Below are 24,129 nucleotides of genomic sequence, written 5' to 3'. Positions count from 1 at the left end.
AAACCCAAGCAAGGGAGCTAGATATGAGCGAGCAGACCATCGGTACTACCTGTGTTCAGGGCGGCTACCGCCCGGGTGACGCGGAGCCGCGCCAGGTGCCTATCTACCAGTCCACCACGTGGAAGTATGATACGTCCGAGCATATGGGCAAGCTGTTTGACCTGGAGGAGTCCGGTTACTTCTACAGCCGCCTGCAGAACCCCACGTGCGATCTGGTTGCTGCCAAGATCTGCGAGATGGAGGGCGGCACCGCTGCGATGCTCACGAGCTCGGGCATGGCTGCGAACTTCCTCGCGATCTTTAACGTGGCCGGTGCCGGCGATCATGTGGTCGCGAGCTCTGCCATCTATGGCGGCACCTACAACCTGCTGGCTCACACTATGGGCCGCATGGGCCTGACCTGCACGTTCGTCGCACCCGACTGCACCGATGAGGAGCTGGAGGCCGCTTTCCAGCCCAACACCAAGCTCGTCTTTGGCGAGACCATCGCCAACCCCGCGCTTGCCGTGCTCGATATTGAGCGCTTTGCCAAGGCCGCGCACGACCACGGCGTGCCGCTGATGGTCGACAACACCTTCCCGACGCCCGTGATGTGCCGTCCCTTTGAGTGGGGCGCCGACATCGTTACGCACTCCACCACCAAGTACATGGATGGACATGCTGCCTACCTGGGCGGCGTGATCGTCGACCACGGCCAGTTTGACTGGATGGCCCATGCGGACAAGTTCCCGGGTCTCACCACGCCTGACGAGAGCTACCATGGCGTGACCTATGCCGAGAAGTTCGGTCGCGAGGGCGCCTTCATTACCAAGGCCACCGCGCAGCTCATGCGCGATCTTGGCCCCATGCAGAACCCGCAGGCGGCGTTCTTCTTGAACAGCTCGCTCGAGAGCCTGCATGTGCGCATGCCGCGTCATTGCGAGAACGGCCTGGCCGTTGCCAAGTTCCTGCAGAGCCATCCCAAGGTGCGCTTCGTGAGCTATCCGGGCCTGGAGGGCGACAAGTACTATGACCTCGCTCAGAAGTACATGCCAAACGGTACCTGCGGCGTTGTGAGCTTTGGCTTTAATGGTGGTCGCGCGGCGGCCGAGACCTTTATGAAGAGCCTCAAGCTCGCCCAGATCGCCACGCATGTGGCCGACGCCCGCACCTGCTGCCTGCATCCCGCTAACGCTACGCACCGCCAGATGAACGATGAGGAGCTCATCGCCTGCGGTATCTCCGCCGACATGGTGCGCCTGTCGTGCGGCCTCGAGGATACGGCCGATCTGATTGCCGACCTTGAGCAGGCGCTCGAGCAGTGCTAGGCTAGCGTTCGTGCGAGGCGCCGATGCTGGCAGAAAGCTTCGGCGACCTTTCGTTCCGATTCCGTAGGCGGGACCCCAATTGCGGCTGTTTGCATGCGATTGGGCCCCGTTTTTTTGCGTTGGGCCACTCGAAAGGATGGATATGGAGAAAACTGCAGAGCAGCTGCGCCGCGAGCACATTGCCCTAGAGGGCGACACCCATGGCAAGAACAAGTGGGCGATTCTGTTTACCGTGCTCATCATGACGTTTATGGTGTGTCTGGATTCGACCGTCGTGACCGTGGCGCTGCCCGTGATGCAAAAGGAGCTGGGCGTGGGCCTCGATCGCATTCAGCTGGTAAGCTCGGTGTATCTGCTTGCGACATGCGTGGCTATGTTGCCGTTTGGCCGTCTGGGCGACGTGCGCGGCAAGGTGAATGTGTTCCAGCTGGGCGTCATCGTCTTTTCGGTCGGTTCGCTGCTGTGCGGCCTTTCGTCCTCGCTCGAGGTTCTTATCCTGGCACGCATTGTTCAGGGTGTCGGTTGCGCGGCGGCCATGGCCAACAACATGGGTATCATCACCGAGTCGTTTCCGGCGCGCGAACGAGGCCGTGCCATGGGTATTCTCGCGACCTTCGTGGCCCTCGGCATGATGTGTGGCCCCGTGCTCGGTGGCATGCTGGTGGCAAGCTTTCCCTGGGAGAGCATCTTCCTCATCAACCTGCCCATTGGCGTCATCTCGTTTATCGTGGGGCTCTACACGTTGCCGCATGTTAAGCCGGAGGCCGGCGACCGTCCCATGTCCCTTGCCGAGGCCACTCGTCGCTGCTTTGCAAATTCGGCCTTTACCATCAACCTTGCCTGCATGCTCATCGTGTTCGTTGGTATTGGCGCATCCGAGTTTATCCTGCCGTTCTATTTTCAGGACGCCCACGGCTTTGGTTCCGACATTTCCGGATTGCTGTTTTTGGCGCTGCCGATGGTGAATGCCTTTATCGGCCCGCTTTCGGGTGCGGTTTCGGACCGTGTTGGCTGCGAGGGTCCCACGGCGGTCGGCCTGGGCGTGTACGTGTGCGGGCTCTTTGCGGTAAGTACGCTCGACGAGCACTCTTCCATCCCTGTGATTGTGTGCTGTGCCGCGTTTATGTCGTGCGGTACGTCGATTTTCCAGAGCCCCAACAACTCGCTGTATATGGGCTCGGCTCCGCGCGAAGCGCTCGGCTTTGCGGGCAGCCTGGGTAGTTTGGCACGCTACGCCGGCATGGCGCTCGGCATTACGGCGGCGTCGCATATCCTGTATGGGCAGATGAGCGTGGCAATGGGCGAGGCCGTGACCAGTTTTGTTACAGGTCGTCCGGACGTATTCCTATTCGGCTTTCGCTCGGTGTTCTACGTACTCATGGCTGTGGCCGCCGTGGGCTTTGCGCTTGCCATGGTGCGTTTGGTGAAGATGCGCGCCCGCCATTAGCATGTTGGGAGGCTGTCTGCCACGATTCGCGCCGTCCCAAAAAGACTGGTTTGTGGTGCGATGTGGCTTGTGGGGCGGGCGGGGGTCGGTCCGTGGTAGACTATCGAACAACGTTTATTAATCGCGCGGTATCGTTGCCGCGAGAAGGGGTTGCGCCATGCAGGAGCTTGAGGATCGTATTCGCCATGACGGCATCGTAAAGGCCGGTAACGTCCTTAAGGTTGATGCCTTCCTCAACCACCAATGCGACGTTGGGCTGTTCGACCACATGGGCGCCGAGTGGGCCCGACTGTTCGAGGGTGTCGAGATCAACAAGATCCTGACGATTGAGGCTTCGGGCATTGGCATGGCTTGCATCGCGGCTCAGCATTTTGGCGGCGTGCCGGTGGTCTTTGCCAAGAAGGCGCAGTCCATCAACCTCGACGGCGAGCAGTATGCCACGACCATCTACTCCTTTACCAAGCAGAAGGAGTACCCGGTCATTGTGGGTAAGCGCTTCCTGTCCGAGGGCGACAAGGTCCTGATTATCGACGACTTCCTGGCCAACGGCTGCGCGCTTGAGGGCCTTATTAAGATCTGCGAGGCTGCGGGCGCCGAAGTTGCCGGCATTGGCATCGCCGTTGAGAAGGGCTTCCAGGGCGGCGGCGATAAGCTCCGTAAGCGCGGCTTCCGCGTTGAGAGCCTGGCACGTATCGCCGATATGGACTGCGAGAACGGCGAGATCACCTTCGCCTAAGCGCGCAACACAAGCGATTGGTATGCGATGTGACAAAGGGACTGTCCCTTTGTCACATTTTTTGTATGAGGGGAGGTGTTGATATGGATGAGAATAAGATGGGATGGCGCGAGTATGCGCGCTATGCCGAGATGTCGGCCGAGGAGTTGGCGCGCGATTGCGAGGTGCAGGTGCTTCGCGCGACGGGTCCGGGCGGACAGGGCGTGAACACGACGGACTCGGCGGTACGCATGAAACATATCCCTTCGGGGATTGTCGTGATGGCGCGCGAGAGCCGCAGTCAGTTCCAAAACCGTAGCAGCTGCCTACGTAAGCTGCGCGCTGAGCTTGAGCGTCGCGGGCGTCCGCCGCGCCGCCGCGTCAAGACCAAAGTGCCACAGCGATCGCGCCAGCGCAGGCTCAACGACAAACACTTCAATGCGATTAAAAAGGCCAACCGTCGCAAGCTGGGCGGGGAGGAATGATCTTATCAATAAGTTGCGGTGAAATAGGGACTGTTTTGCGGCTTTAGCTACATAAACAGTCCCTATTTCACCGCAACTTAGGTGGGGCTAGCGGGTGGGGTGCCAGACGTGGAGGGCGCCGGCAAGGATGTCGACCTCGATGCGCGAGGCGACGATGGGCTCGCCGTCGGCCTGGATGGGATAGTTGGGCTCCTCAAAGGTGAGCTCGACATGGTGGCAGCGGCGCATGCGAACCGGCGGCAACTTGGTATGGTGGCCGTCCTTGGCCGAAAGAAACATAGGCAGGGCAACCGCGCGAGGGACGGGGCCGCAGGCGTAGCAGACGTCGAGTATGCCGTCGCAGGGGTCGGCATCGGGGCAGATGCGATAGCCCGAGCCATAGGTGGGTCCCAGCTGGATGGCCATGATAATCGCCCGCACGCGCTCGGCGGGTGCGCCATCAAAGCTGATGGTCATGGGGTAATTGCGATAGCGTAGGCCAAACTGCTCAAGTCCCGAAAGAGTGTAGAGCGGCGCGCCGGTGAGGCTCGTCTTTTTGCGTAGCTCGGTGGTGCCAAGGCCGATGGCGGCATCGATGCCGACCGAAAGCGTCTGGTCGTAGTACTCAACGGTAGCCTCGCCGCTGCCGCTTGTGGGGTTCCATAAGCGAATGCGCCCGATGTCCTGACGCTGCAGCTCGCAGGTGAGCAGCGCGCCAAAATCCTTACCGGAGAAATCGTCGATGCCGAGCGTTTGGGCAAAATCGTTGCCGGAGCCCACGGGTAGGATGGCAAGAGCGGGGCGGGTGTCCTCCTCTTGCGTCATAAGCCCGTTGACGACCTCGTGAATCACGCCGTCGCCGCCAAGGGCGATAACGGTGCGATAGCCCTGAGCCTGTGCGGCCAGCTCCTTGGCGTGTTCCATGCGCTCGGTCAGCACCAGGTCAAACTGGGATGCGCGCGCGGTCATATCCAAAAAGCGTTGCAGGCGCTCGGCAACTTCGCGCGCCGCACCCGACTGGGCGGCTGGGTTGGCGATGATGAGCGTGAGGCCAAAATCAGTTGCGTGCATGGGGCGACTCCCGGCGTATGACGTGACGGTGCGGTCGCGCTCAGGTCGAATTGCCCCCGATTGTGGCTGCACGTCGAATACTTACGTCTACTCTATCAGGTCGTTGTGGCGCTCGATAGCATCCGCTACCGTACCGCCCTCATCCACAATAAGCGAACGGCGCTTGGGCGAGATGATGCGCTGGGCGGGGTACACGCCGCGGTGTCCGGCGGTTAGGTAGCTGATAAAGGCCACGATGACAAAGAACCCGGCTGCCGTGCCGTGGAACAGGTCGATGGCCATCATACAGGTGGTGATAGGCACGTTAAGGCCGGCGCAGAACACGCCGAGCATGCCCAGCGCTGCTAGAAAGCTGGGATCGATTCCGACGAGGCAACCGATCCAGCCGCCGAGCGCCGCACCGATACCAAACAGGGGCGTGACCTCGCCGCCTTGGAAGCCGGCGCCCAGGGTGAGCGCTGTGACGACCAACTTGATGACTGCGTCCGCCAGGGTGGTGTTGCCGGCAAATCCGGCGCCGGAAAGCCACGTGGAAAGGCCGGCGTAGTCCCAGGCGTCGAGGAGGGCATAGGCGGCCAAAACCACGAGTGCACCTATGAGTGCGCGAATAAGATAATTGGTGATAAAGCGACCGTACAGGCTCTTGACGGTTCGAACTGACCAGGCAAAGAGGCGTGCCGTCAGACCGAAGATAATGGCGCTGATAACAACGATGACAACCGTCCGTGGTGTCATGTTGGGAACGCTGGCGATAACATTCGCCTCGTACTCGGTACCTAGGGCGAGTGATGTAAAGTAGCCGGTAAATGAGGCGACCAGGCAGTAGATGCCCGCCGTGTAGTCGATCTTGCCGATAAAGCACATCTCCATGCCAAAGAAAGCTCCGGCAAGGGGCGAGCCGAATACGGCGCCAAAGGCCGACGAGATGCCGGCGAGCATGAGGTCGTGGTGGTCATGCTTTTTGAGGTGGGCGAGGCTCGAGATGTTGCTGGCGATGGTGCCGCCAATCTGCACCGCGGCTCCCTCGCGACCGGCCGATCCGCCCGTTAGGTGCGTGAGCGTGGAGCAGACGAAGGTGAGGACGGCCATGCGCATATGGATGAGGCGTGTGCCCAGAGCGGAGTCGATGACCAGGTTGTTGCCACGCTTGGCGGCAAGACCGTGGTTTTTGTACACCCATGCGGTGGCAACGCCCACAACGGGAAGCAAGGCGTAGACCCACACATGGTGCTCGCGATAGTCGGTCGCGATATTCAGCGAGGCCAAAAACGCCCAAGCGGCAACGCCCATGGCGAGCGAGACGATGACGACGAGTACGAGCAACTTAGCGCTCGCAAGTAGGTTGCGGGCGTTGCGGCGCGTGTCGGCAGCCAAGAGATGCTCGGAGCGGGTAAGTTGATGCCTGCCTGCCGTGATGACGTCATTAAGGGAGAAAAAGCCGCCGTCGTCGAGCGGCTGGGAATGATCCTGCGCTTTGTTTGCGCTTTCGGGTTTGTCGTTATGAGCCATACGTTCCTCTTTTAGGTTGCAACGCAAGCATTATAAAACGCGGTAAACGCGACGAGCCGGTGGGTTGGTTTCCATTCTGTTTCGCGGCCTGCAACCGACAGGTGTATTTGCGGGTACAGGCCGAGTCGCGGTCGTGCGTTGGGGGATTATACTGAGACAAGCATAAAGAATTGGCGCCCCTGTTGTGCGCCGTGGCATTAAGAGGTGCATATGGCAGAGAAACTCATTCCACTGGAGGACGCACAGTCGATTGTCCTGTCGCACGTTGCTCCGACCGATCTCGTCGAGATTCCCGTGTGGCAGGCGGCTGGTTTTCCCTTGGCCGAGGACGCGGTGGCCGATATCGATATCTCGCCGTTTGCCAACAGCGCTATGGACGGATATGCCGTGCGCTCGGCGGACTTGGTGCAGACATCTGGCGAGGCGCCGGTGACGCTCGACGTTATCGGACACGAGGCCGCGGGCCATGTGTTTGAGGGCGCAATCGGTGCGGGCGAGGCGGTCCGCATCATGACAGGCGCGCCGGTGCCCGAGGGTGCCGATGCCGTGGTGAAGTACGAGATCGTCGATGTGCTCGACGGTGACGGCAACGAGGGCTCGCACGTTCGCTTTTCGGCGCCGGCCAAGGTAGGGGAGAACGTTCGCTCTGCTGCCGAGGAGACCCATGCCGGCGATGTTGTGATGCACGCCGGCGAGGTCGTGGCTCCGGCGGGCGCGGGTCTGCTGGCGAGCGCCGGATACGCGAGCGTGAAGGTGCACGCTGCCCCGCGTGTGGGCATCATCTCGCTGGGCACGGAACTGGTCGCACCGAGTAAGGTACCGGCGCGTGGTCAGATTCGCGATTCCAACTCCTCGGCGCTGATGGCCGAGGCACTCGATGCCGGCGCCGAGCCCGTGTTCTACGGCATCGCGCCCGATGATGAGCAAGCGATTGCCGAGCTGGTACATCGCGCCACGCGAGAGTGCGATTTTGTCATTACGAGCGGTGGCGCCTCGGCGGGCGATTACGACTATGTGACGGCGCTCGTCCGGCGCGAGGGCGAGGTGCTGTTTGACCGCATCTCGATGCGTCCGGGCAAGGCCATCACGTTTGGCTTGCTCGGGGGTAAGCCCTACCTGGGGCTTTCAGGCAATCCGGCCGCGGCGTATGTGGGCTTTGAGATGCTCGCCCGCCCGGCGATTCGCAAGATGCGCGGCTTTGCCGAGGGTACGCGTCCCGTGCAGCAGGCGACGCTCGCGCACGGCGTGAAAAAGCGACAGCATCGCCGCTTCTTCGATCGCGCCACGGTTTTGCGCGACCCCGAGACCGGTGAGTTGTTGGTGACCGAGGCTAAGACACAGAATTCGGCGCTGCTTGGAACTATGCAGCGTGCGAACTGCCTGTTGCGTATTGACGAAGGACCGTGCGAGCTCAAGGCGGGAGATGCCGTGGACGTTGTTCGCGTCGACCTGCCCGAGGGAACGGCGCTATAGGAGGAACGCTATGGAGTTGAAGATTTCGATCGTGACGTGCTCGGACACACGCGATCTTTTGCAGGATGAGGCCGGAGCTGCACTCGAGGAACTTATCGAGGCACAGGGCTGGACGGTCGCCTCGCATGTGGTCGTGCGCGACGACGTCAGCGAGATCGGTGATGCCATTGTGGAAGCTGCCGATGAGTGCCACGCCAATGTCGTGCTCACCTGCGGCGGCACGGGGCTTTCGATGCGAGATGTGACGCCCGAGGCGACGCGTGCCGTCTGCGACCGCGATGTGCCGGGTATTGCAGAGGCAATCCGCGCGTATTCGATGACCAAGACGCGCCGCGCCATGCTCTCGCGCGCTATTTGCATGCAACGAGGTCATACACTTGTCGTAAACTTTCCCGGTTCTACGAAGGCCGCCCGCGAAAGCTGGGAGGCCATAGCAGACCAGCTGGAGCATGCGGCTCAGATGACAGCTGGCGGCGGACATACCAACTAAGCGGTTTAACTGCGGCGGGGCGACCTGAACGGCTGCTCCGCCTTTGTTTTCCGCCGAAGCGACGCCGAGATGCACAGTAATTCGGAACTATATTCTCTGACGAGAATAATTTCTCACTATCATTATTCGCGCAGAAGTATAATCTGATTGCAGATTAAAGCCCGCGGTGGGGTACCCGGGCATAGCGTTCGAAAGGGTTGAACATGTTCGATATGGTTTCTCGCCGCGGATTCGTTTCGCTTTCTGCTGTCGCCGCTGCCGGCCTTGGTCTTGCCGGCTGTTCGGGCAGCAAGACGTCCGAGCCGGCCGGATCCGATGCCGGTTCTGCTAAGGCATCTTCCAAGAAAGCTGTCGAGCTGCAGGTCTTTGCCGCCAACTCGCTCGAGAAGGCCCTGCCCGAGGTTCAGGAGCTCTACACCGAGCAGACCGGCACCACCTTTGCCGACACGCAGTTTAAGGCGTCTGGCGACCTTGTCGAGCAGATGCGCGCCGGTGCCGCCGTCGACGTGCTCATCACGGCTTCTAAGGGCACCATGGACGACGCCGAGGCCGCCGAGCTCGTCGACGCCGACACGCGTGAGGACATGTTCGTCAACGACCTTGTGATCATTCGCGCCGAGGGCTCCGATACCAAGGTCGAGGCCATCGCCGGCGTCGCGAATCTGGACGGCAAGATCGCCATCGGCGACGCCAAGACCGTTCCCGCCGGAAAGTACGCCAACCAGGCTCTGGCCTCCGTGGGCCTCTACACCGGCACCGAGGGCGACGACGGTGAGTATGCTCCCGAGATTGCCGACAAGGTCGCACTGGCCGATAAAGTTGGTACCGCCGCCGCCTATGTGTCCACAGGCGACTGCGTGGCTGGATTTGTCTACAGCTCCGATATCTTCCGCTACGACGGCATCGAGGAGGCCTTCGTGTGTCCCGAGGACTCGCACAAGCCCATCGTGTATCCGGGCGCTGTCGCCGAGAGCTCCGAGCATGCCGACGAAGCCAAGGCGTTCATCGACTTCTGTCTGACCAACAAGAAGGCTCAGAAGATTTGGGCTAAGTACGGCTTTGAGCTTTCCGCGTAGTGCGGCCTGGCGCGATAATTCCATCGTTTTGTGTTTCACTCCGTCCTTGTATTCACTTGGAGCTTTTCGTGCTTAATAGATTCCGCATGCTTGTCGCCTGTGCTTTGACCTTCGCGCTTTGCTGGGTGCCGGGATTTGCGTTTGCTGGGGGCGCTGAGGATGGGGCCCAGGTTGCTGCGACCGCTCATGGGCTTTCCTACGGGATCGAGGGTTTTGAGCGGCTGGCCAAGGGGACCGCTCGTGCCATGGAGGGCCAGCCTGAGGGCTACAGGTTTCCCGTTGACGAGGACGTGGACCTTGTAGTGGCGCCTGCTGCCGATCGCGTTGTGGTGTGGATATCGCCCAAGGCGGTCGAGAAGTATGGATTGGATCTGCGGGACAACGAGTGCGTATCGGGTCTCAAGGCCCTCGTCTGCAAGCTCGACAGCGCAAACTGCATGGGAGGTGCGCAGCTGGGGGACGTGGATCTTCCTTGGTATGTCACGGCGGAAACAACGTTTGATGCTGGCGGGTATACCTATAGCTTTGACGAGCGCGGTGTGGATGGGGACCGCTATGTGGTGATTGCATCAGCCTCGGGTGATGCCAAGGGCGGCGCGCGTTGGCTTGATAGCGCTCAAATGGTAGAAGCATCGTCCGTCGTGTTGCGGGATGAGCAGGGGCCCTTGACCTCTTTGGCCTCCTTTTTGGGCGACATCGACTATCGCCCATTTTGGGTGTCCATTAAAACGAGCGGCCTTGCCCTGCTGATCTCCTTTGCGCTGGGCCTGTTTGCCGCGTGGAAGACTATGGGTACCTCGAGCCGCATCAAGGGCCTGCTCGACTCGGTCTTTACCATCCCTATGGTGCTGCCGCCCACGGTCTGCGGCTTTTTGTTGCTTATGCTGTTTGGTCGCTCGACCAGTGTTGGACAGTGGCTTATCGCGCACGGCGTCTCGATCGTCTTTACGTGGCCGGCGGCGGTGATCTCTGCCGTGGTGGTGTCGTTTCCCCTGGTCTACCGTACGGCGCTCGGTGCCTTCGAGAGTCTCGACACGCAGATGCTCGATGCGGCGCGCACGCTGGGCTGGTCCGAGCGTCGCATCTTTACCAAGCTCATGATGCCGCTCGGCTGGCCTTCGATTGCCGCCGGCACGGTGCTCGCCTTTGCCCGCGCGATGGGCGAGTTTGGCTGCACCCTGTTCTTTGCGGGCAACTACGCCGGTATTACGCAGACCATTCCCATCGCCATCTACTTTGAATGGATGGGCGGCAACACGTCGGTGGCCTTCTTTTGGGTCGCCGTCGTGATCGTGTTTAGCTTTCTGGTCATCCTGTTCATCAACATGTACACCGCGCATTCGCAAAAGTATCGCGAGCGGGGCCTTTCCCGTGCTGAGCGCAAACGGGCCAAAGATCTCGCTGGACAGGGCGATTCGCTCGACCCGGCGGGCGGCGATGCCTTGCGTATCGATCGCGAGGCGCTGGCCGAGCTCATGCGCGATGATACGGTGCCGCAGGGAGGTCGATAGGCCATGTCGCTCGTTCTGGATATCAAAAAGAAATACCCCGGGTTTATGCTCGACATGCAGCTTGGGGCCGGCGAGGAGCGTGTGGCGCTGCTCGGTGCCTCAGGTTGCGGCAAGAGCTGCACCTTGCGCTGCATTGCCGGTGTGGAGACGCCCGACGAGGGAAAGATTGTTGTCAACGGCGTGACCTTTTTTGACTCGGCGGCGGGCATCAACCTGTCGCCCCAGGAGCGAAAATGCGCCCTGCTGTTCCAAAACTATCAGTTGTTTCCCAACATGACGGTGGCCGATAACGTATGCGCCGGTGTAAAGGACGCGGGTGACGCCGCCGCGCGTAAAAAACTCGCCGAGCGTTATCTGAGCATTTTCGGTCTAGCCGATTTTGCCGACCGCTATCCCGCGCGACTCTCGGGCGGTCAGCAGCAACGTGTGGCGCTTGCACGCATGGTGGCGGCGAATCCGGGCATCTTTATGTTCGACGAGCCCATGAGCGCACTCGATTCCTATCTTAAGAGCGCCCTCGAGCAGAACATGCTCGACTTGTTCGATGTGTGCAACCGTACCGTACTCTACGTGAGCCACGACATCGACGAAGCGTGCCGCCTGTGCCAGCGCATCTGCGTGATGCACGACGGGCATGTTGAGGAGATTGGCTCCATCGAGGACGTGGTCCGCCGTCCGCAGACGCTGGCGGCACTGCGCCTGACGGGCTGCAAGAACACAAGCCGGGCGCGCAAGATCGGCGACGAAGAAGTTGAGGCCCTCGACTGGGGCATGACCTTTAACGTGGGCCATGAGGTTCCCGATAACGTGACGTACCTCGGTATTCGTGCGAGCTACTTCCATGTTGACAATCGCGCGGAGCGCGGTCGCAACAGCTACGATTTGCACGTGGCCCGTGTGAGCGATTCGCGCTTTGAGCGGCTGGTGCTGCTGGACGTGCCGCGTGCTGATGCGCCCACGCGTCTGCAGTGGAAGGTGAATAAGGTGAGTGTACCCGTGGAAGAGCTGCCGCAGGCGGGTGAGACTCTGCGCATGCATTTTGATGCAAGCAGGATTCATCTCGTTTGCCGATAATGCGGGGGCGATGCGGTCGAGGAGGTAGTCCTCGACCGCTTTGTTTTCACTTCGCCGTTCGCCGATTTCTACATGACTAAACCTTATCAGTCTGATAATTAATTATCAGACAGTGAGATGCTCACATCCCGACGCTGTCGTACGCATGTCGGCGGTGTTCGTCTGGACGACAACCGTTGATATAGTTACCTTCGACGAGAAAAGGAGGACGCGCTGATGCCGCAGAAGACAAATTCACGTCGCGTTGCGGCGCGCGCCCTGTATATGGCTCGGAGCCGCATATGAGCAGGTATGTTCACGGCTCCGGGAGAGACGACGCACAACTAAATAATCAGCTGCAAAGCAGGTTCCCCAAAATTCCGGGTTTAGGCACGGCTGGGTTTTCGCCGCCCACCGTGCAGCAATACCGTAGTTATCCGTATTTGGTTCGAGAGGGGAACCGTCATGGCTGAAGAATTCGATTTCCATCCGATGTGGGAGAGCCTCGGCATGAATCTTGCCGATCACGACATGCTGCTGGGCGCTGTGGGCCAGATGTACGGCGATATGTTCCTGACGCAGAACAATCGTCCCAAGTCCACGTCCTACCTGGATTTTGTCGCCACCAACATCCACAGCGGCCGTATTAAGGAGATGCTCGACAAGAAGGAGGCCGGCGAGGCCACCAAGATCGTCGGTTCGTTCTGTGTGTACGTGCCCGAGGAGATCGTGCTTGCCTGCGATGGCATCCCCGTTGGCCTGTGCTCGGGTGCCGACTGGGCGACCGACAAGGTCGAGGAGCATCTGCCGCGCAACACCTGCCCGCTCATCAAGAGCTTTGCCGGCTTTAAGCTGGGCGAGGTTTGCCCCTACATCGAGTCGAGCGACCTGGTGGTAGGCGAGAACACCTGCGATGGCAAGAAGAAAGCCTACGAGTTCTTTGCCACGCAAAAGAACATGTACGTCATGGATATTCCCAACGTACACGACGAGTCGACGCTCGTGACCTGGAAGGCCGAGGTCAAGAAGCTCGCCGCCAAGATCGAGGAAGAGTGTGGCGTCAAGATTACGCCCGAGCGTCTGAAGGCCGCCATCCACGCCGTCAATGAGAAGCGTCGCGCCCTGCAGCGCCTCGCTGCCACGCGCGCTGCCGACCCAGCGCCCATCAGCGGTCTCGATAGCCTGCTGACCGTGCAGGCCGCCTTTATGGATGACACGCCGCGTCTGACCGGAGCCATTAACGATATGGCGGCTGAGTGCGAGCAGCGTGTCGAGGCCGGCGAGGGCGTGGCGCCCAAGGGGACCAAGCGCATCCTGTACACCGGTACGCCCATGGCCGTGCCCAACTGGAAGCTGTTCAACCTCATCGAGAAGGCCGGCGGCGTTGTGGTAGGCGAGGAGTCCTGCACGGGCTCGCGCTACTACAAGGACCTGGTCGATGAGTCCGGTAAGACGGTCGACGAGATGCTCGACGCCATCGCCGAGCGCTACTTTAAGATCAACTGCGCCGTCTTTACGCCCAACGACCAGCGTATGAAGGACATTGTCCAGATGGCCAAGGACCTGCATGCCGACGGCATCGTCGACGTGGCCTTGCAGTTCTGCACGCTCTACGAGATGGAGTCGTTTGCCGTGGAGAAGGCCGCCGAAGAGGCCGGCATCCCGTTTATGCACATCACGACCGACTACGCCGGCGAGGATGCAGGCCAACTGCAAACCAGGATTGAGGCTTTCTTGGAAACCATTTAGGGCTATCCGGTCCAGCGGCTTCCCCAAGCACCCGATCTTGCCGTTCAAACCATCGCTTGCATACCAAAGTACGCGGCGCTCCTCTTTCACGGCAACCTCGGGCACCTGGGAAAGCCGTTTCCTTGGTTGGTTAAAAGGTTTGTTAAGGAGTTATATGTCGGAAAATATTGAGCAGCCGTTGCCGTCCACGTTTGAGGAGTTCAACGAGCAACGCAAGGCGGCGTTTATTCGCGTCAAGGATTATAAGCAGGCGGGTAATCGCCTGGTCGGTTTTCTGTGCAGCTACACGCCGCTCGAGATTATCGATGCCGCGGGGGCTGCGAGCGTGGCGCTGTGCGGCACGTCCGACGAGGTGATTCCCGAGGCCGAGAAGGTGCTGCCGGCAAACCTGTGCCCGCTCATCAAGTCTACGTATGGTTTTGCCTATTCGCAAAAGTGCCCGTTTACGTACTTTAGCGACATGATCATCGGCGAGACCACCTGCGACGGCAAGAAGAAGATGTACGAGCTACTCAACGAGCTCAAGCGCACGCACATTCTGCACCTGCCGCAGAGCCGCGATCGCGCCCACGAGCGCGAGGGCTGGTACGAGGAGTGCCGCCTGCTCAAGGAGGAGCTCGAGAACTTCTACGGCATCGCGATTACCGACGATGATCTGCGCGCTGCCGTCCGTCGTCGCAACCGCTTGCGTGCGGCCCAGCTCGAGATGTTTGCGCTGCAGGCCAACCAGCCGGCGGCCATGAGCGGCGTCGACCTGATGAGCACCATGTTTGCCGGTACGTTTAGCTTTGATATCGAGGCCTATACGCAGCAGCTGGAGCAAAAGGTTGTCAAGCTGCGCGAGGCCTACGACGCGAGCGAGCGCCCGGTTGCGGCGGATGCCAAGCGCATTCTGATCACCGGCTGCCCGGTGGGCGGCGTGATCAACAAGATCGGTCGCACCATCGAGTCCAACGGTGGTGTGGTCGTGTGCATGGACGACTGCTCGGGCGAGCGCACGGCGGCCATGATGATCGACCCGGAGGCTCCCGACATCTTGCGCGCCATCGCCGACCGCTACCTGGACATTAACTGCTCGGTCATGACGCCCAACGACGGTCGTCTGGAAAACACGCTGGCCATGTGCGAGAAGTACCATGTCGATGGCGTGGTAGAGAGCGTGCTGCAGGCCTGCCACACCTTTAACGTTGAGAGCGCACGCATGCAGGAGGCCGTCGAGGGTGCGGGTATTCCGTATATGAAGATCGAGACCGACTACAGCAACGGCGACATGGGCCAGATCGAGACCCGCATCGCCGCCTTTATCGAAACCCTGTAGGACAAATGCGGCAAAGGGATAGCTGCTTTGCCGCATAGAAGGAGGATGTCGTGGTTGGCATTGGTATCGACATAGGCTCGACGGCCGCGAAGGCTGCAGTGGTGGAGACGGACGGCGCCATTGCGTGGACCTGCGTCACGCCGACGGGGTATTCGTCGGTCGATGCGGCCGAGCGCTTGCGCGGCGAGCTCGCTTCAGCCGGCTATGACGTGGCGGCCGACGATGTGCGTGTGGTCGCGACCGGCTACGGTCGTGTTGCCGTGCCCTATGCGCACAAGGTCGTGACCGAGATCACCTGCCACGGCACCGGTGCCGTGCGTCTGTTTGGCGATCACGGTACCGTGATCGACGTGGGCGGACAGGACACCAAGGTGATCCAGCTCAAGGGCGGGCGCGTGGCCAAGTTTGCCATGAACGACAAGTGCGCCGCCGGCACGGGGCGCTTTTTGGAGATCATGGCCGACCGCCTAGGCATTTCCCAGCAGCAGATGGCCGACCTGGCGCGTTCCGGCGAGCCCACCAAGATCAGCAGCATGTGCACGGTGTTTGCCGAAAGTGAGGTTATCAGCCTGATCGGTCGCGGTGAGCCACGCGAGAACATTGCGCGTGGCGTGATCGAGAGCGTCGTGTCGCGTGTGGCGACCATGGCCGGGCAGGCCGCGGGCGCCCCGTACTATCTGACCGGCGGTCTGTGCGAGAACGCCTTCGTGGTGGAGCGGTTGGGCGAGCTACTGGGGTCGCCGGTGACCACCTCACCCCAGGCTCGCTTTGCCGGAGCGATCGGCGCGGCGATTCGCGCACAGGCGCTCAATTAATGCATCGGCCGTGAGCCTGCATTCATGCGTATACTGGGAGAAAATGATTGACCGATGAGAGGAGGTATCGATGGCTGACGATCAGATTAAGCTCACGTCTATGACTGCCGCGAGCGGTTGAGCCGCTAAGTTGGCTCCTGGAGCCCTCGCCCAGGTCCTGGGCGACTTGCCAAATGTGCCCAACGACAATCTGCTCGTGGGGTTCGATACCTCCGACGATGCGAGTGTCTTCCGTGTTGGCGATAACTTAGGCCTCGTTCAGTCCATCGACTTCTTCCCGCCGATGGTCGACGACCCGTATCTGTTTGGCCAGATCGCTGCGGCCAACTCGCTGTCGGACATCTACGCCATGGGCGGGCGGCCGAGCCATGCCATGAACCTGCTGTGCATTCCGAGCTGCCTGGGCGTTGAGGTCGCCGGCCAGATTCTGGCGGGTGGCGCCGACAAGTGCGTCGAGGCCGGTTGCTCTATCGCGGGCGGCCATACCATCAACGACGACGAGCCCAAATACGGTCTGTCCGTGAGCGGTTTTGTCGCGCTCGACCACATGCTCGCCAATAGCGGCGCACGCGTGGGCGATGTTCTGCTGCTGACCAAGGCGATCGGCTCGGGCATCATCACCACGGCCATTAAGGGCGAGCTCATCGAGCAGGACGAGGCCGCAGCCATGTTTGACTCGATGCGCACCCTCAACGAGGCTCCGATTCGTCTGGCCGAGGGACTTGAGCTTCACGGCTGCACCGACATCACGGGCTTTGGCCTGATCGGGCACGCGTGCGAGATGGCCGAGGGCTCGGGCGTGCAGATTGAGCTTGCGTCGGGGGCGGTGTCGCTCTTTGACCAGGTGCTCGACATGGCGCGTCTGGGCATTATCCCCGCTGGCTCCTACCGCAACCAGGACTTCTTTGGCCCGCGCGTGGCTGCCGACGAGGACCTTGAGCCGGGCATGCTCGACGCGCTGTACGATCCGCAGACGTCTGGTGGCCTGCTTATCGCGGCATCTGCTGCCGATGTGGATGAGCTTGCGCGTCGCCTGGATGCCGAGGGGCGCGTTGCCGCCACAATCGGCCGCGTGTGCGAGCCGGTGCCGGGCGGTCCTGCCGTTCGCGTTGTTCGCTAGCCCGCACGTTTATGTAACTGTTTACCGTTCTCTAGAACGGTTCTTTCGAAAGGACTTTGCTATGTCTACCAAAATTGAAGTCAATGCCATGGGCGATGCCTGCCCGCTGCCCGTCGTCAAGACGCTCAAAGCCCTGAAGCAGCTTGAAGGCGAGGGTGCCGTCGTGACCTCGGTCGACAACGAGACCGCCGTCAAGAACATCTCCAAGATGGCGCAGGAGAAGGGCTGTACGGCCTCGGTCGAGAAGGTTTCTGACGCCGAGTGGCACGTGACCGTGGCGGCCTCTGGCGCCGTTGCCGTGGCCGATCCCGAGCAGGACGGTGCCGCTTTCTGCGACGCCAGCGCCGGCAAGGGTAAACTCGTCATTTCCGTCTACACCGACTGCATGGGCCGCGGCGACGACGAGCTGGGCCACAAGCTCATGAAGGCGTTTATCTTCGCCGTGACGCAGCAGGAGGAGCTGCCCGCGACCATGCTGTTCTACAACGGCGGCGCCAAGCTCACTGTCGAGGGCTCACCGGTACTCGACGACTTGAAGGGTCTGGCCGAGCAGGGTGTCGAGATCCTTACCTGTGGTACCTGCCTCGACCACTATGGCATTAAAGACCAGCTTGCGGTGGGCGAGGTCACCAACATGTACGTAATTGTAGAGAAGATGGAGCAGGCCGTGCGCGTCGTGCGCCCGTAGCGTATTGGTTGGAGTTGCCATGAGGGAGAAGCGCCCGGCGCTTGTCATCACGTTTCCCACCACGGCGGCCGCCATGGGGTGCGAGACCCTATGCATCGAGCGCGGACTTCCCGGGCGCACGATTCCCGTGCCCGGGGAGGTCGCTGCCGGCTGCGGTCTGGCGTGGAAGGCGTTGCCTGCCGATGAGGAACTGCTGCGCAGCGAGCTTACCGCGGCGGGCGTTCCTACCGAGGGCTATACCGTGATTGATATGTGGGAGGTCGTGCGATGATCTATCTGGATAACGCGGCGACGACCATGCACAAGCCGCAGACGGTCATTGATGCCGTGACGCAGGCGATGTGCTCGCTCGGCAATGCCGGGCGCGGCGCCACGTCGGGTGCCCTCGATGCCGCTCGTACGATTCACGCTTGCCGTGCCAAGCTCGCGCGCCTTTTGGGTTGCCCGAGGGCGAACCATGTGTGCTTTACGCCCAACTCAACCGCGGCGCTCAACACCGTCATCAATGGCGTGGTTCGCCCCGGCGACCGTGTGGTCACAACAGTGCTCGAGCACAACTCCGTGCTGCGTCCGCTCAACCGCTTGGCGGTAGAGCGGGGTGTGACCGTTGAGCATGCGGGCTGCGACGCGAACGGCGCGCTCGACTACGACGAGCTCGAACGGCTGGTCACACCCGGTACGCGTGCCGTGGTGGTGACGCACGCCTCCAATGTGACCGGCAACGCGGTCGACATTGCACGCGTAGCCGCCATGGCCCATGCGGCCGGTGCACTCGTGATCGTCGATGCCTCGCAGTCTGCCGGCACGGCGCATATCGATATGCAAGCCATGGGGCTCGACGTCGTGTGCTTTACCGGCCACAAGGGGCTCATGGGACCCCAAGGCACCGGCGGTCTGGCCGTGGCAGAGGGCATTGACGTGTCTCCGTGGGCCATGGGCGGCACGGGCGTGCACAGCTTCGACCCACTGCAGCCGCTTGAGTGGCCTACGCGCCTGGAGGCGGGCACGCTCAACGGTCACGGCATCGCGGGCCTTTCTGCCGGCCTCGACTTTATCGAGGCCCAGGGTGGGGTCGAGGCGATTGCTGCCCACGAGCGTGCGCTCGCTGATCGCTTCCTTGCCGGGGTGCGCAAGATTCCGGGGATTAAGCTCTACGGTGCGTTTGACCAGCCGATGCGCTCGGCGATCGTCTCACTCAACGTGGGCGATATCGATTCGGCCGAGATCTCGGACGCGCTCATGCAAGGGTGGGGGATTGCCACGCGCCCCGGTGCCCATTGCGCTCCGCTCATGCACCGCGCGCTCGGGACCGAACGCCAGGGTGTCGTTCGCTTCTCGTTTGGGTATTTCAACACGGACGAGGAAGTCGACACCGCGATTGACGCTTTGCGCGATTTAGCCTGCTAGAGCGTATATACTTGCGGGACGGGTGTTTTTGCCCGTCCCGTTTTTGTTTCGACCCGAAAGGTGTGCCTATGGCCTCATCCGCCCCGCGCGGCCTGCGCTCCGACCATGTCGTTACCGTCGGCATTGCGCTGTTCTCGATGCTCTTTGGCGCCGGTAACCTCATCATTCCGCCGTTGCTGGCACTTCAGGCCGGTACCGCCACGCCACTTGCCATGATTGGCTTTTTGATTGCTGCCATCGGCCTGCCCGTCATGGGCTTTATCGCCGTAGCGCTCGCCGGAACGGCGCGTGAGCTTGCCGGCCGCGTGCACCCCAAGTTCGGTGAGTTCTTTGTCGCGGCGGTGTATCTGGCCATCGGCCCGTGCCTGGCTATTCCGCGCACGAGCTCCACGGCCTTCGAGATGCTGGTGCCGCTGCTGCCCGAGGGCGTCTCGCTCGGTACGGCTCGCCTGGTGTTTGCCGTTAGCTTCTTTGTCGTCGCGTTTGCGCTCACGCTGCGCCCGGGTGTCATCACACGCGTGCTCGGCCGCATTACGGGCCCCGCGCTCATTGCGCTCATTGTGCTGGTCGTGGGTGCTGCCGTGATTTCGCCGCTGGGACCGGCTGCCGCGCCTCAGGCTCCTTACGATGCAGGCGCCGCCGTGCAGGGCTTTCTGACTGGCTATCAGACCATGGACCTGCTCGCGTCGCTCGCCTTCGGCATCATCATCGCCGAGACCATCCACGAGTTGGGTGTTACCGATGACAATCGCGTGGCCTTTGAGATTTCGCGCTCCGGTGTGATCGCCGGCGCACTCATGGCCGTCATCTACTGCGGTCTGGCGCTTGCCGGCATGCAGCTCGGCACGGTTATGCCCGATGTCACCAACGGCGCCGCCATCCTCGCCCGTTCGGCCTCTATGCACTTTGGTCTTGTCGGCACGGTCGTGGTCTTTGCGATTTTCTTCCTCGCCTGCATGAACGTGTGCATCGGCCTCATCAGCTGCTGCTCGCACTACTTCTGCGAGACGTATGTGGTCGAAGGGGGAGCGGAGGCCTCCGAGGAGGCCATGCGCCGTCCCTTTGCGGTTCTCGCCTTTGTGTTCGCGGCGTTTTCGTGCGTGCTTTCCAACGTGGGCCTCGACGTGATCCTCATGTTCTCGGTGCCCATGCTCAACGCCTTGTATCCCGTTGCCATCGTGCTGGTACTGATGGGCCTGGTGCACGGCTTTTGCGACGCTCATCCGCAGGTATGGGTCTGGGTCGGCGGCGTTGTCGCGGTGCAGAGCGTGATCACCTCGGTTCGCGACGCGTTCTTTGCGGGCGCGTGGCTACCGTTTGATGCGCTGCCACTGGCAGATATCGGTGCCGCGTGGGCGCCGGTTGCCGTGGTTGCCTTTGTGATCGGTCTGCTCCATAGTCGTTTTGTCGCACATTCGAGGAGCTAGGGTTTCTGCGCTTGCACAGGCGGGGAGTCTCCCCTATAATTTCCTTCGCTTTGGGACACGCAAGGTTTAGACCTTAGCTGCTCAACACCTTCGGGACGTGGCGCAGTTTGGTAGCGCGCCTGCTTTGGGAGCAGGATGTCGCAGGTTCAAATCCTGTCGTCCCGACCATATCTTGCGGGCGTAGTTCAATGGTAGAACCCCAGCCTTCCAAGCTGATGACGCGGGTTCGATTCCCGTCGCCCGCTCCATAGGATAGATGAATGGCTCTGGTTCCTTTTGGGAATCAGAGCCATTTTCGTAAGTGTACGGGTGACGGGAATCGATGCCGCCCCACGCCCCACCTAAGTTGCGGTGAAATACGGACTGTTTTTCGGCTTTTATGGCCCATGTAGTCCGTATTTCACCGCAACTATTTGTAAGGTTGGATTTTGATGCCGTTGGGAGGGTCGTAGCGACCGTCTACCGAGCGTGGAAATATTTTTTGAAGCCTTGACCTGCGACGTCAAGCTTTTGGTCAGCTTTTGGCAAGGCCTGCGGACGGAAGCATGCGATAGCGTAATGGTATTCTCTCCGCCGTGATGGTTATGGGGGTTGGCCATGCTCGATAAAGGCAAACATTTTCCGCAGTCATATGCCAAGATGCTGTTTTCCACTCTCGGGATTCATCATGACGAGCAGCTATTGATAACGATTGATCCTTGGGATGAGCGGCGCGCGCGTGAGCTTATGCAAGAAGAACTTTTAATTCGACTCTATAACCATGTGTACGCCGATCCTGTTTATTGGAACCACCTTGACGTGGAAGCCCGCATTTTCCAGCTTGCATCTGCTATTGCGGCCGTCGAGCCGGATGCCATTTTCTGCGGTTCAACGGCGGCACTGCTGTACGGTATCGGCTCCGCTTACTCGCTGCTTAATGCCGTTCAGATGTTGTTGCCGAGATCTTCCAGGCGCGATACATATGAGTTCGTTGAGTATCGTCGATGGCGCCCGGGTGAGGTATGGCGGCTCGGCCCGTTTACGCTGACAGACCCCTATCGGACGGTGGTCGATATTGCCCGCACGAGTGCATTTCGGTATGCGCTTGGCTACGTCGATGGATTGGCTCGCGAGTATGATGTCGACCGCGAGGAGCTGCGTGCGTATGCGCAGACCAATTGCCGCGGTTTGCATGGCATCTCCCGTGCGTTTGGCGTGTTCGAGTATATGGACGGAAGGTCGGATAACGGGGGAGAGTCCGAGACGCGAGCGGCAATGATCCTTGCTGGCGTCGCTGCGCCTGAGCTTCAGGTTGAGATTGCTCGGCCAGGAAGCGCCGGCTATTATCTGGCAGATTATGGTTGGCAGATGCCAGATGGGTCATGGATGTTGGCAGAGCTTCATGGTTTGGGTAAGTTTGAGGACGAAACTCAAAAAGATTTGGAACATGCTGCGGCAAAAACCTATCGAGCCGCCTTATTGCGCGATGCGAACTTGCGCGCCATGGGTCATAACGTCATTCATTTCAAACTCTCGGACACATATGATGTCGAAGAGTTTGGCGCTATGATGCGCGGCTACGGTATCCCAACTACAAAGCCTTTTGCGGATTCCTGATAGCAGAGACTACCGACTCCGCCGCCCAACAATAAGTTGCGGTGAAATACGGACTGTTGAGGCCTTTAAAGGCATGAAACAGTCCGTATTTCACCGCAACTTAGGAGGGGATGGGGTTAGCTGCGGGGGCGGTGGCGGAGCTTGTCGATGGTGGAGTCGGTGCTTCGGCTGCGGGCTTCGGCGGCGCGGTCGCGAGCATCGGCGGCGGTTTGGCGCTTGCGACGGTAATCGATCATGCCTTGGATGATGGGCTTGCCAAAGCTCACGACATCATCGTTGTAGATGGCGGTTCGGGCTGCGAGGAGGCAGTCGGTAAAGTCCATATGGGTCTTGCCAAAGAGCTTGACGGCAAGGGCGACAACGGTGGGCTCGTCGACCATGACGTCATCGAGCAGCCTTTTCATGGCCGCAGCAATCTCAACGCGGGGAACCTTATAGACGTCGCGCAGCGTGACCACGACGCGCGTGATGATTTCGGGATAGACACGAGCGGTGCGCGTGGCGATGACCTTGGCGGCGCGCGGTGACAGGACCTCGTCGTCGAGCAGATAGCGAAGGATGACGGTCTCGTCGATGATGGTGCTACTCATGGATATCTACTTCCTCGGGACCCAAAATCGAATCGTCGCTATCTGTAGCGAGGTACTCAATCCAGGCATTGCGCTCCTCGGAGCGGCGATTGGGGTCACCGTATGCTTTGAGCGATCCATAGGCGGCGGTGCCGTCCTTTGAGCGCACGGCGACCGGCTGAAAGGGGAGCTTGCGCATCAAAATGCTCTGCGCGACAAATAGACGGACGGCCTCGGCGAGCGATGTGCCCATGGCGTCGTAGAGATGTTCGGCATGCTGCTTGTCTTCCTCGCGAATGCGCACCTGCAGGATGGCTCGTTTTTGAGTCGATGACATCACTGGCCCCCTTAATGAGCGTGCAATATAGTCGGTCAAATGCGGCATGTGCCGATACTTGAGCATCTTATAACGATTACTTTATTTCGCTCAAGTAAATAACCATTAACTTGAATACAAGCGTAGTACATCTAAAATGAGAGCGCGTAAAAATCTCTGAGGCGTACGCATGTAATACACTCACCTTTATAGCTTCTAGAGAATAATTCCAACCTGCCAAAACCCCTGCAATACACCCGTATTGCAGGGCCTATGCTCAAGTTTGCCCCCTGCAACTGCGTATATTTAACCTGTATATCGTTGGAGGAATTCTATCGAAGTGCCTGTTTCGCCGCATGCACTCGATACGCCGATGCCAGACCACGGGCGGCTTGGGGCAACGTCGACAGGGTCTCTCCGGCATGGGATTCAGGAGGGAGTGAACAACATGGGCAATAAACGAGTCGTGGCTGATTCTTCACGCTGCATTGGGTGCCAAACCTGTATGGCGGCGTGCATCGAGGCACACGATATTCCCGGCAACATCGCCGCACCTCGCTTGCGCGTAACGCGCACCTACGAGATTTCCGCGCCGGTGGCATGTCACCACTGCGAGGACGCTCCGTGCGCCAAGGCCTGCCCCACGGGCGCCTTGTTCTTTGATCCAAAGAACCATCGCATCGGCGTCAACGAGGACAACTGCATCGGCTGCAAGAGCTGCGTCATGGCATGCCCCTTTGGCGCCGTGAGCGTGGCGACCACGCAGGTCCCCGTCTTGATGGGCGACGTGCGCGTGGGTTCGCAGACTAAGAGCTTCGTGCTCAAGTGCGACCTGTGCGTGGACCGTCCCGGCGGTCCGGCGTGTGCCGAGGCGTGCCCGACCAAGGGCCTCACCCTGGTAGACGAGGAGCGCCTGGCAGAACTGACTGCCGAGCGTGCCCGCGCCACCATCGAAAACGAGGCGTAGACGGGCGGCCATACAAGCCCAACGATTGTCATATACGTACC

General features: G+C 60.5%; 23 protein-coding genes and 2 tRNA genes. 21 read left to right on the top strand and 4 right to left on the bottom strand.

Annotated features, from left to right (window positions below; genetic code table 11):
• The first annotated feature begins 23 nt into the window (after nt 1-23).
• From PMX60_RS07680 to PMX60_RS07665, 4 genes are all read left to right on the top strand, one after another.
• Complete coding sequence (locus tag PMX60_RS07680; RefSeq protein ID WP_117746415.1) at nt 24-1,307, top strand: O-acetylhomoserine aminocarboxypropyltransferase/cysteine synthase family protein; 1,284 nt, start codon at nt 24-26, stop codon at nt 1,305-1,307.
• Between the two features lie 142 nt (nt 1,308-1,449).
• Nucleotides 1,450-2,754: an MFS transporter gene (locus tag PMX60_RS07675; protein ID WP_271747444.1), complete on the top strand. Its 1,305-nt coding sequence runs from the start codon at nt 1,450-1,452 to the stop codon at nt 2,752-2,754.
• 157 nt (nt 2,755-2,911) lie between these two features.
• Nucleotides 2,912-3,490, top strand: coding sequence for a xanthine phosphoribosyltransferase (locus tag PMX60_RS07670; protein ID WP_271747443.1), 579 nt, complete (start codon nt 2,912-2,914; stop codon nt 3,488-3,490).
• An 83-nt stretch (nt 3,491-3,573) separates the two neighbouring features.
• A complete protein-coding gene (locus tag PMX60_RS07665) occupies nt 3,574-3,954 on the top strand; it encodes a peptide chain release factor family protein (RefSeq protein WP_416377923.1) in 381 nt (126 codons plus the stop codon).
• An 87-nt stretch (nt 3,955-4,041) separates the two neighbouring features.
• Here the strand turns inward: PMX60_RS07665 and PMX60_RS07660 are convergent, their stop codons facing one another.
• Together PMX60_RS07660 and PMX60_RS07655 are read right to left on the bottom strand one after the other, a co-directional pair.
• Nucleotides 4,042-5,004, bottom strand: coding sequence for a diacylglycerol/lipid kinase family protein (locus PMX60_RS07660; RefSeq protein WP_271747442.1), 963 nt, complete (start codon nt 5,002-5,004; stop codon nt 4,042-4,044).
• Between the two features lie 87 nt (nt 5,005-5,091).
• On the bottom strand, nt 5,092-6,513 hold the full coding sequence (locus tag PMX60_RS07655) for a chloride channel protein (protein WP_271747441.1): 1,422 nt from the start codon (nt 6,511-6,513) through the stop codon (nt 5,092-5,094).
• 210 nt (nt 6,514-6,723) lie between these two features.
• On the opposite strand from PMX60_RS07655, the gene PMX60_RS07650 reads away from it, so the two are divergent.
• From PMX60_RS07650 to PMX60_RS07575, 16 genes are all read left to right on the top strand, one after another.
• Nucleotides 6,724-7,986, top strand: coding sequence for a molybdopterin molybdotransferase MoeA (locus PMX60_RS07650; RefSeq protein WP_271747440.1), 1,263 nt, complete (start codon nt 6,724-6,726; stop codon nt 7,984-7,986).
• Nucleotides 7,987-7,996: 10 nt separating this feature from the next.
• Entirely contained in the window at nt 7,997-8,476 is a 480-nt protein-coding gene (locus tag PMX60_RS07645; protein WP_225093453.1) for a MogA/MoaB family molybdenum cofactor biosynthesis protein, read from the top strand.
• A 203-nt stretch (nt 8,477-8,679) separates the two neighbouring features.
• On the top strand, nt 8,680-9,552 hold the full coding sequence (modA, locus tag PMX60_RS07640; RefSeq protein ID WP_225093454.1) for a molybdate ABC transporter substrate-binding protein: 873 nt from the start codon (nt 8,680-8,682) through the stop codon (nt 9,550-9,552).
• 68 nt (nt 9,553-9,620) lie between these two features.
• Entirely contained in the window at nt 9,621-11,063 is a 1,443-nt protein-coding gene (modB, locus tag PMX60_RS07635) for a molybdate ABC transporter permease subunit (RefSeq protein ID WP_271747439.1), read from the top strand.
• 3 nt (nt 11,064-11,066) lie between these two features.
• Nucleotides 11,067-12,137, top strand: a complete 1,071-nt coding sequence (locus PMX60_RS07630) for a sulfate/molybdate ABC transporter ATP-binding protein (protein WP_271747438.1) — start codon at nt 11,067-11,069, stop codon at nt 12,135-12,137.
• Between the two features lie 444 nt (nt 12,138-12,581).
• Nucleotides 12,582-13,865: a double-cubane-cluster-containing anaerobic reductase gene (locus PMX60_RS07625; protein WP_271747437.1), complete on the top strand. Its 1,284-nt coding sequence runs from the start codon at nt 12,582-12,584 to the stop codon at nt 13,863-13,865.
• Nucleotides 13,866-14,019: 154 nt separating this feature from the next.
• A complete protein-coding gene (locus PMX60_RS07620; RefSeq protein ID WP_271747436.1) occupies nt 14,020-15,183 on the top strand; it encodes a double-cubane-cluster-containing anaerobic reductase in 1,164 nt (387 codons plus the stop codon).
• 50 nt (nt 15,184-15,233) lie between these two features.
• Complete coding sequence (locus PMX60_RS07615; RefSeq protein ID WP_271747435.1) at nt 15,234-15,998, top strand: acyl-CoA dehydratase activase; 765 nt, start codon at nt 15,234-15,236, stop codon at nt 15,996-15,998.
• Nucleotides 15,999-16,068: 70 nt separating this feature from the next.
• A complete protein-coding gene (selD, locus tag PMX60_RS07610) occupies nt 16,069-17,118 on the top strand; it encodes a selenide, water dikinase SelD (protein WP_271747434.1) in 1,050 nt (349 codons plus the stop codon).
• 61 nt (nt 17,119-17,179) lie between these two features.
• On the top strand, nt 17,180-17,806 hold the full coding sequence (gene yedF, locus PMX60_RS07605; RefSeq protein ID WP_195361350.1) for a sulfurtransferase-like selenium metabolism protein YedF: 627 nt from the start codon (nt 17,180-17,182) through the stop codon (nt 17,804-17,806).
• 19 nt (nt 17,807-17,825) lie between these two features.
• Nucleotides 17,826-18,077, top strand: coding sequence for a putative Se/S carrier protein (locus tag PMX60_RS07600; RefSeq protein ID WP_117746402.1), 252 nt, complete (start codon nt 17,826-17,828; stop codon nt 18,075-18,077).
• Entirely contained in the window at nt 18,074-19,213 is a 1,140-nt protein-coding gene (locus PMX60_RS07595; RefSeq protein ID WP_271747433.1) for an aminotransferase class V-fold PLP-dependent enzyme, read from the top strand. Before PMX60_RS07600 ends, PMX60_RS07595 begins: the two co-directional genes overlap by 4 nt.
• A 68-nt stretch (nt 19,214-19,281) precedes the next feature.
• Nucleotides 19,282-20,640 (top strand): branched-chain amino acid transport system II carrier protein, encoded by a 1,359-nt coding sequence (gene brnQ, locus PMX60_RS07590; protein ID WP_271747432.1) that lies wholly within the window; start codon nt 19,282-19,284, stop codon nt 20,638-20,640.
• Nucleotides 20,641-20,731: 91 nt separating this feature from the next.
• Nucleotides 20,732-20,808, top strand: a tRNA-Pro gene (locus tag PMX60_RS07585).
• Between the two features lie 6 nt (nt 20,809-20,814).
• Nucleotides 20,815-20,888: transfer RNA gene (locus PMX60_RS07580), tRNA-Gly, on the top strand.
• Nucleotides 20,889-21,237: 349 nt separating this feature from the next.
• Complete coding sequence (locus PMX60_RS07575; protein WP_271747431.1) at nt 21,238-22,236, top strand: hypothetical protein; 999 nt, start codon at nt 21,238-21,240, stop codon at nt 22,234-22,236.
• A gap of 116 nt (nt 22,237-22,352) precedes the next feature.
• Here the strand turns inward: PMX60_RS07575 and PMX60_RS07570 are convergent, their stop codons facing one another.
• Together PMX60_RS07570 and PMX60_RS07565 are read right to left on the bottom strand one after the other, a co-directional pair.
• Nucleotides 22,353-22,826: a PIN domain-containing protein gene (locus PMX60_RS07570; protein WP_195239650.1), complete on the bottom strand. Its 474-nt coding sequence runs from the start codon at nt 22,824-22,826 to the stop codon at nt 22,353-22,355.
• A complete protein-coding gene (locus PMX60_RS07565; RefSeq protein ID WP_271747430.1) occupies nt 22,819-23,142 on the bottom strand; it encodes a type II toxin-antitoxin system RelB/DinJ family antitoxin in 324 nt (107 codons plus the stop codon). Before PMX60_RS07565 ends, PMX60_RS07570 begins: the two co-directional genes overlap by 8 nt.
• A 427-nt stretch (nt 23,143-23,569) precedes the next feature.
• Here PMX60_RS07565 and PMX60_RS07560 point away from each other — a divergent pair, with 427 nt between their 5' ends.
• Nucleotides 23,570-24,088, top strand: coding sequence for a 4Fe-4S dicluster domain-containing protein (locus PMX60_RS07560; RefSeq protein ID WP_022095206.1), 519 nt, complete (start codon nt 23,570-23,572; stop codon nt 24,086-24,088).
• The last annotated feature ends 41 nt before the right edge of the window (nt 24,089-24,129 follow it).

This window comes from Collinsella aerofaciens, from assembly GCF_028206995.1.
Classification (GTDB): Bacteria; Actinomycetota; Coriobacteriia; order Coriobacteriales; family Coriobacteriaceae; genus Collinsella; species Collinsella aerofaciens_AQ.
This window is presented reverse-complemented; position numbering and strand designations above follow the sequence as displayed.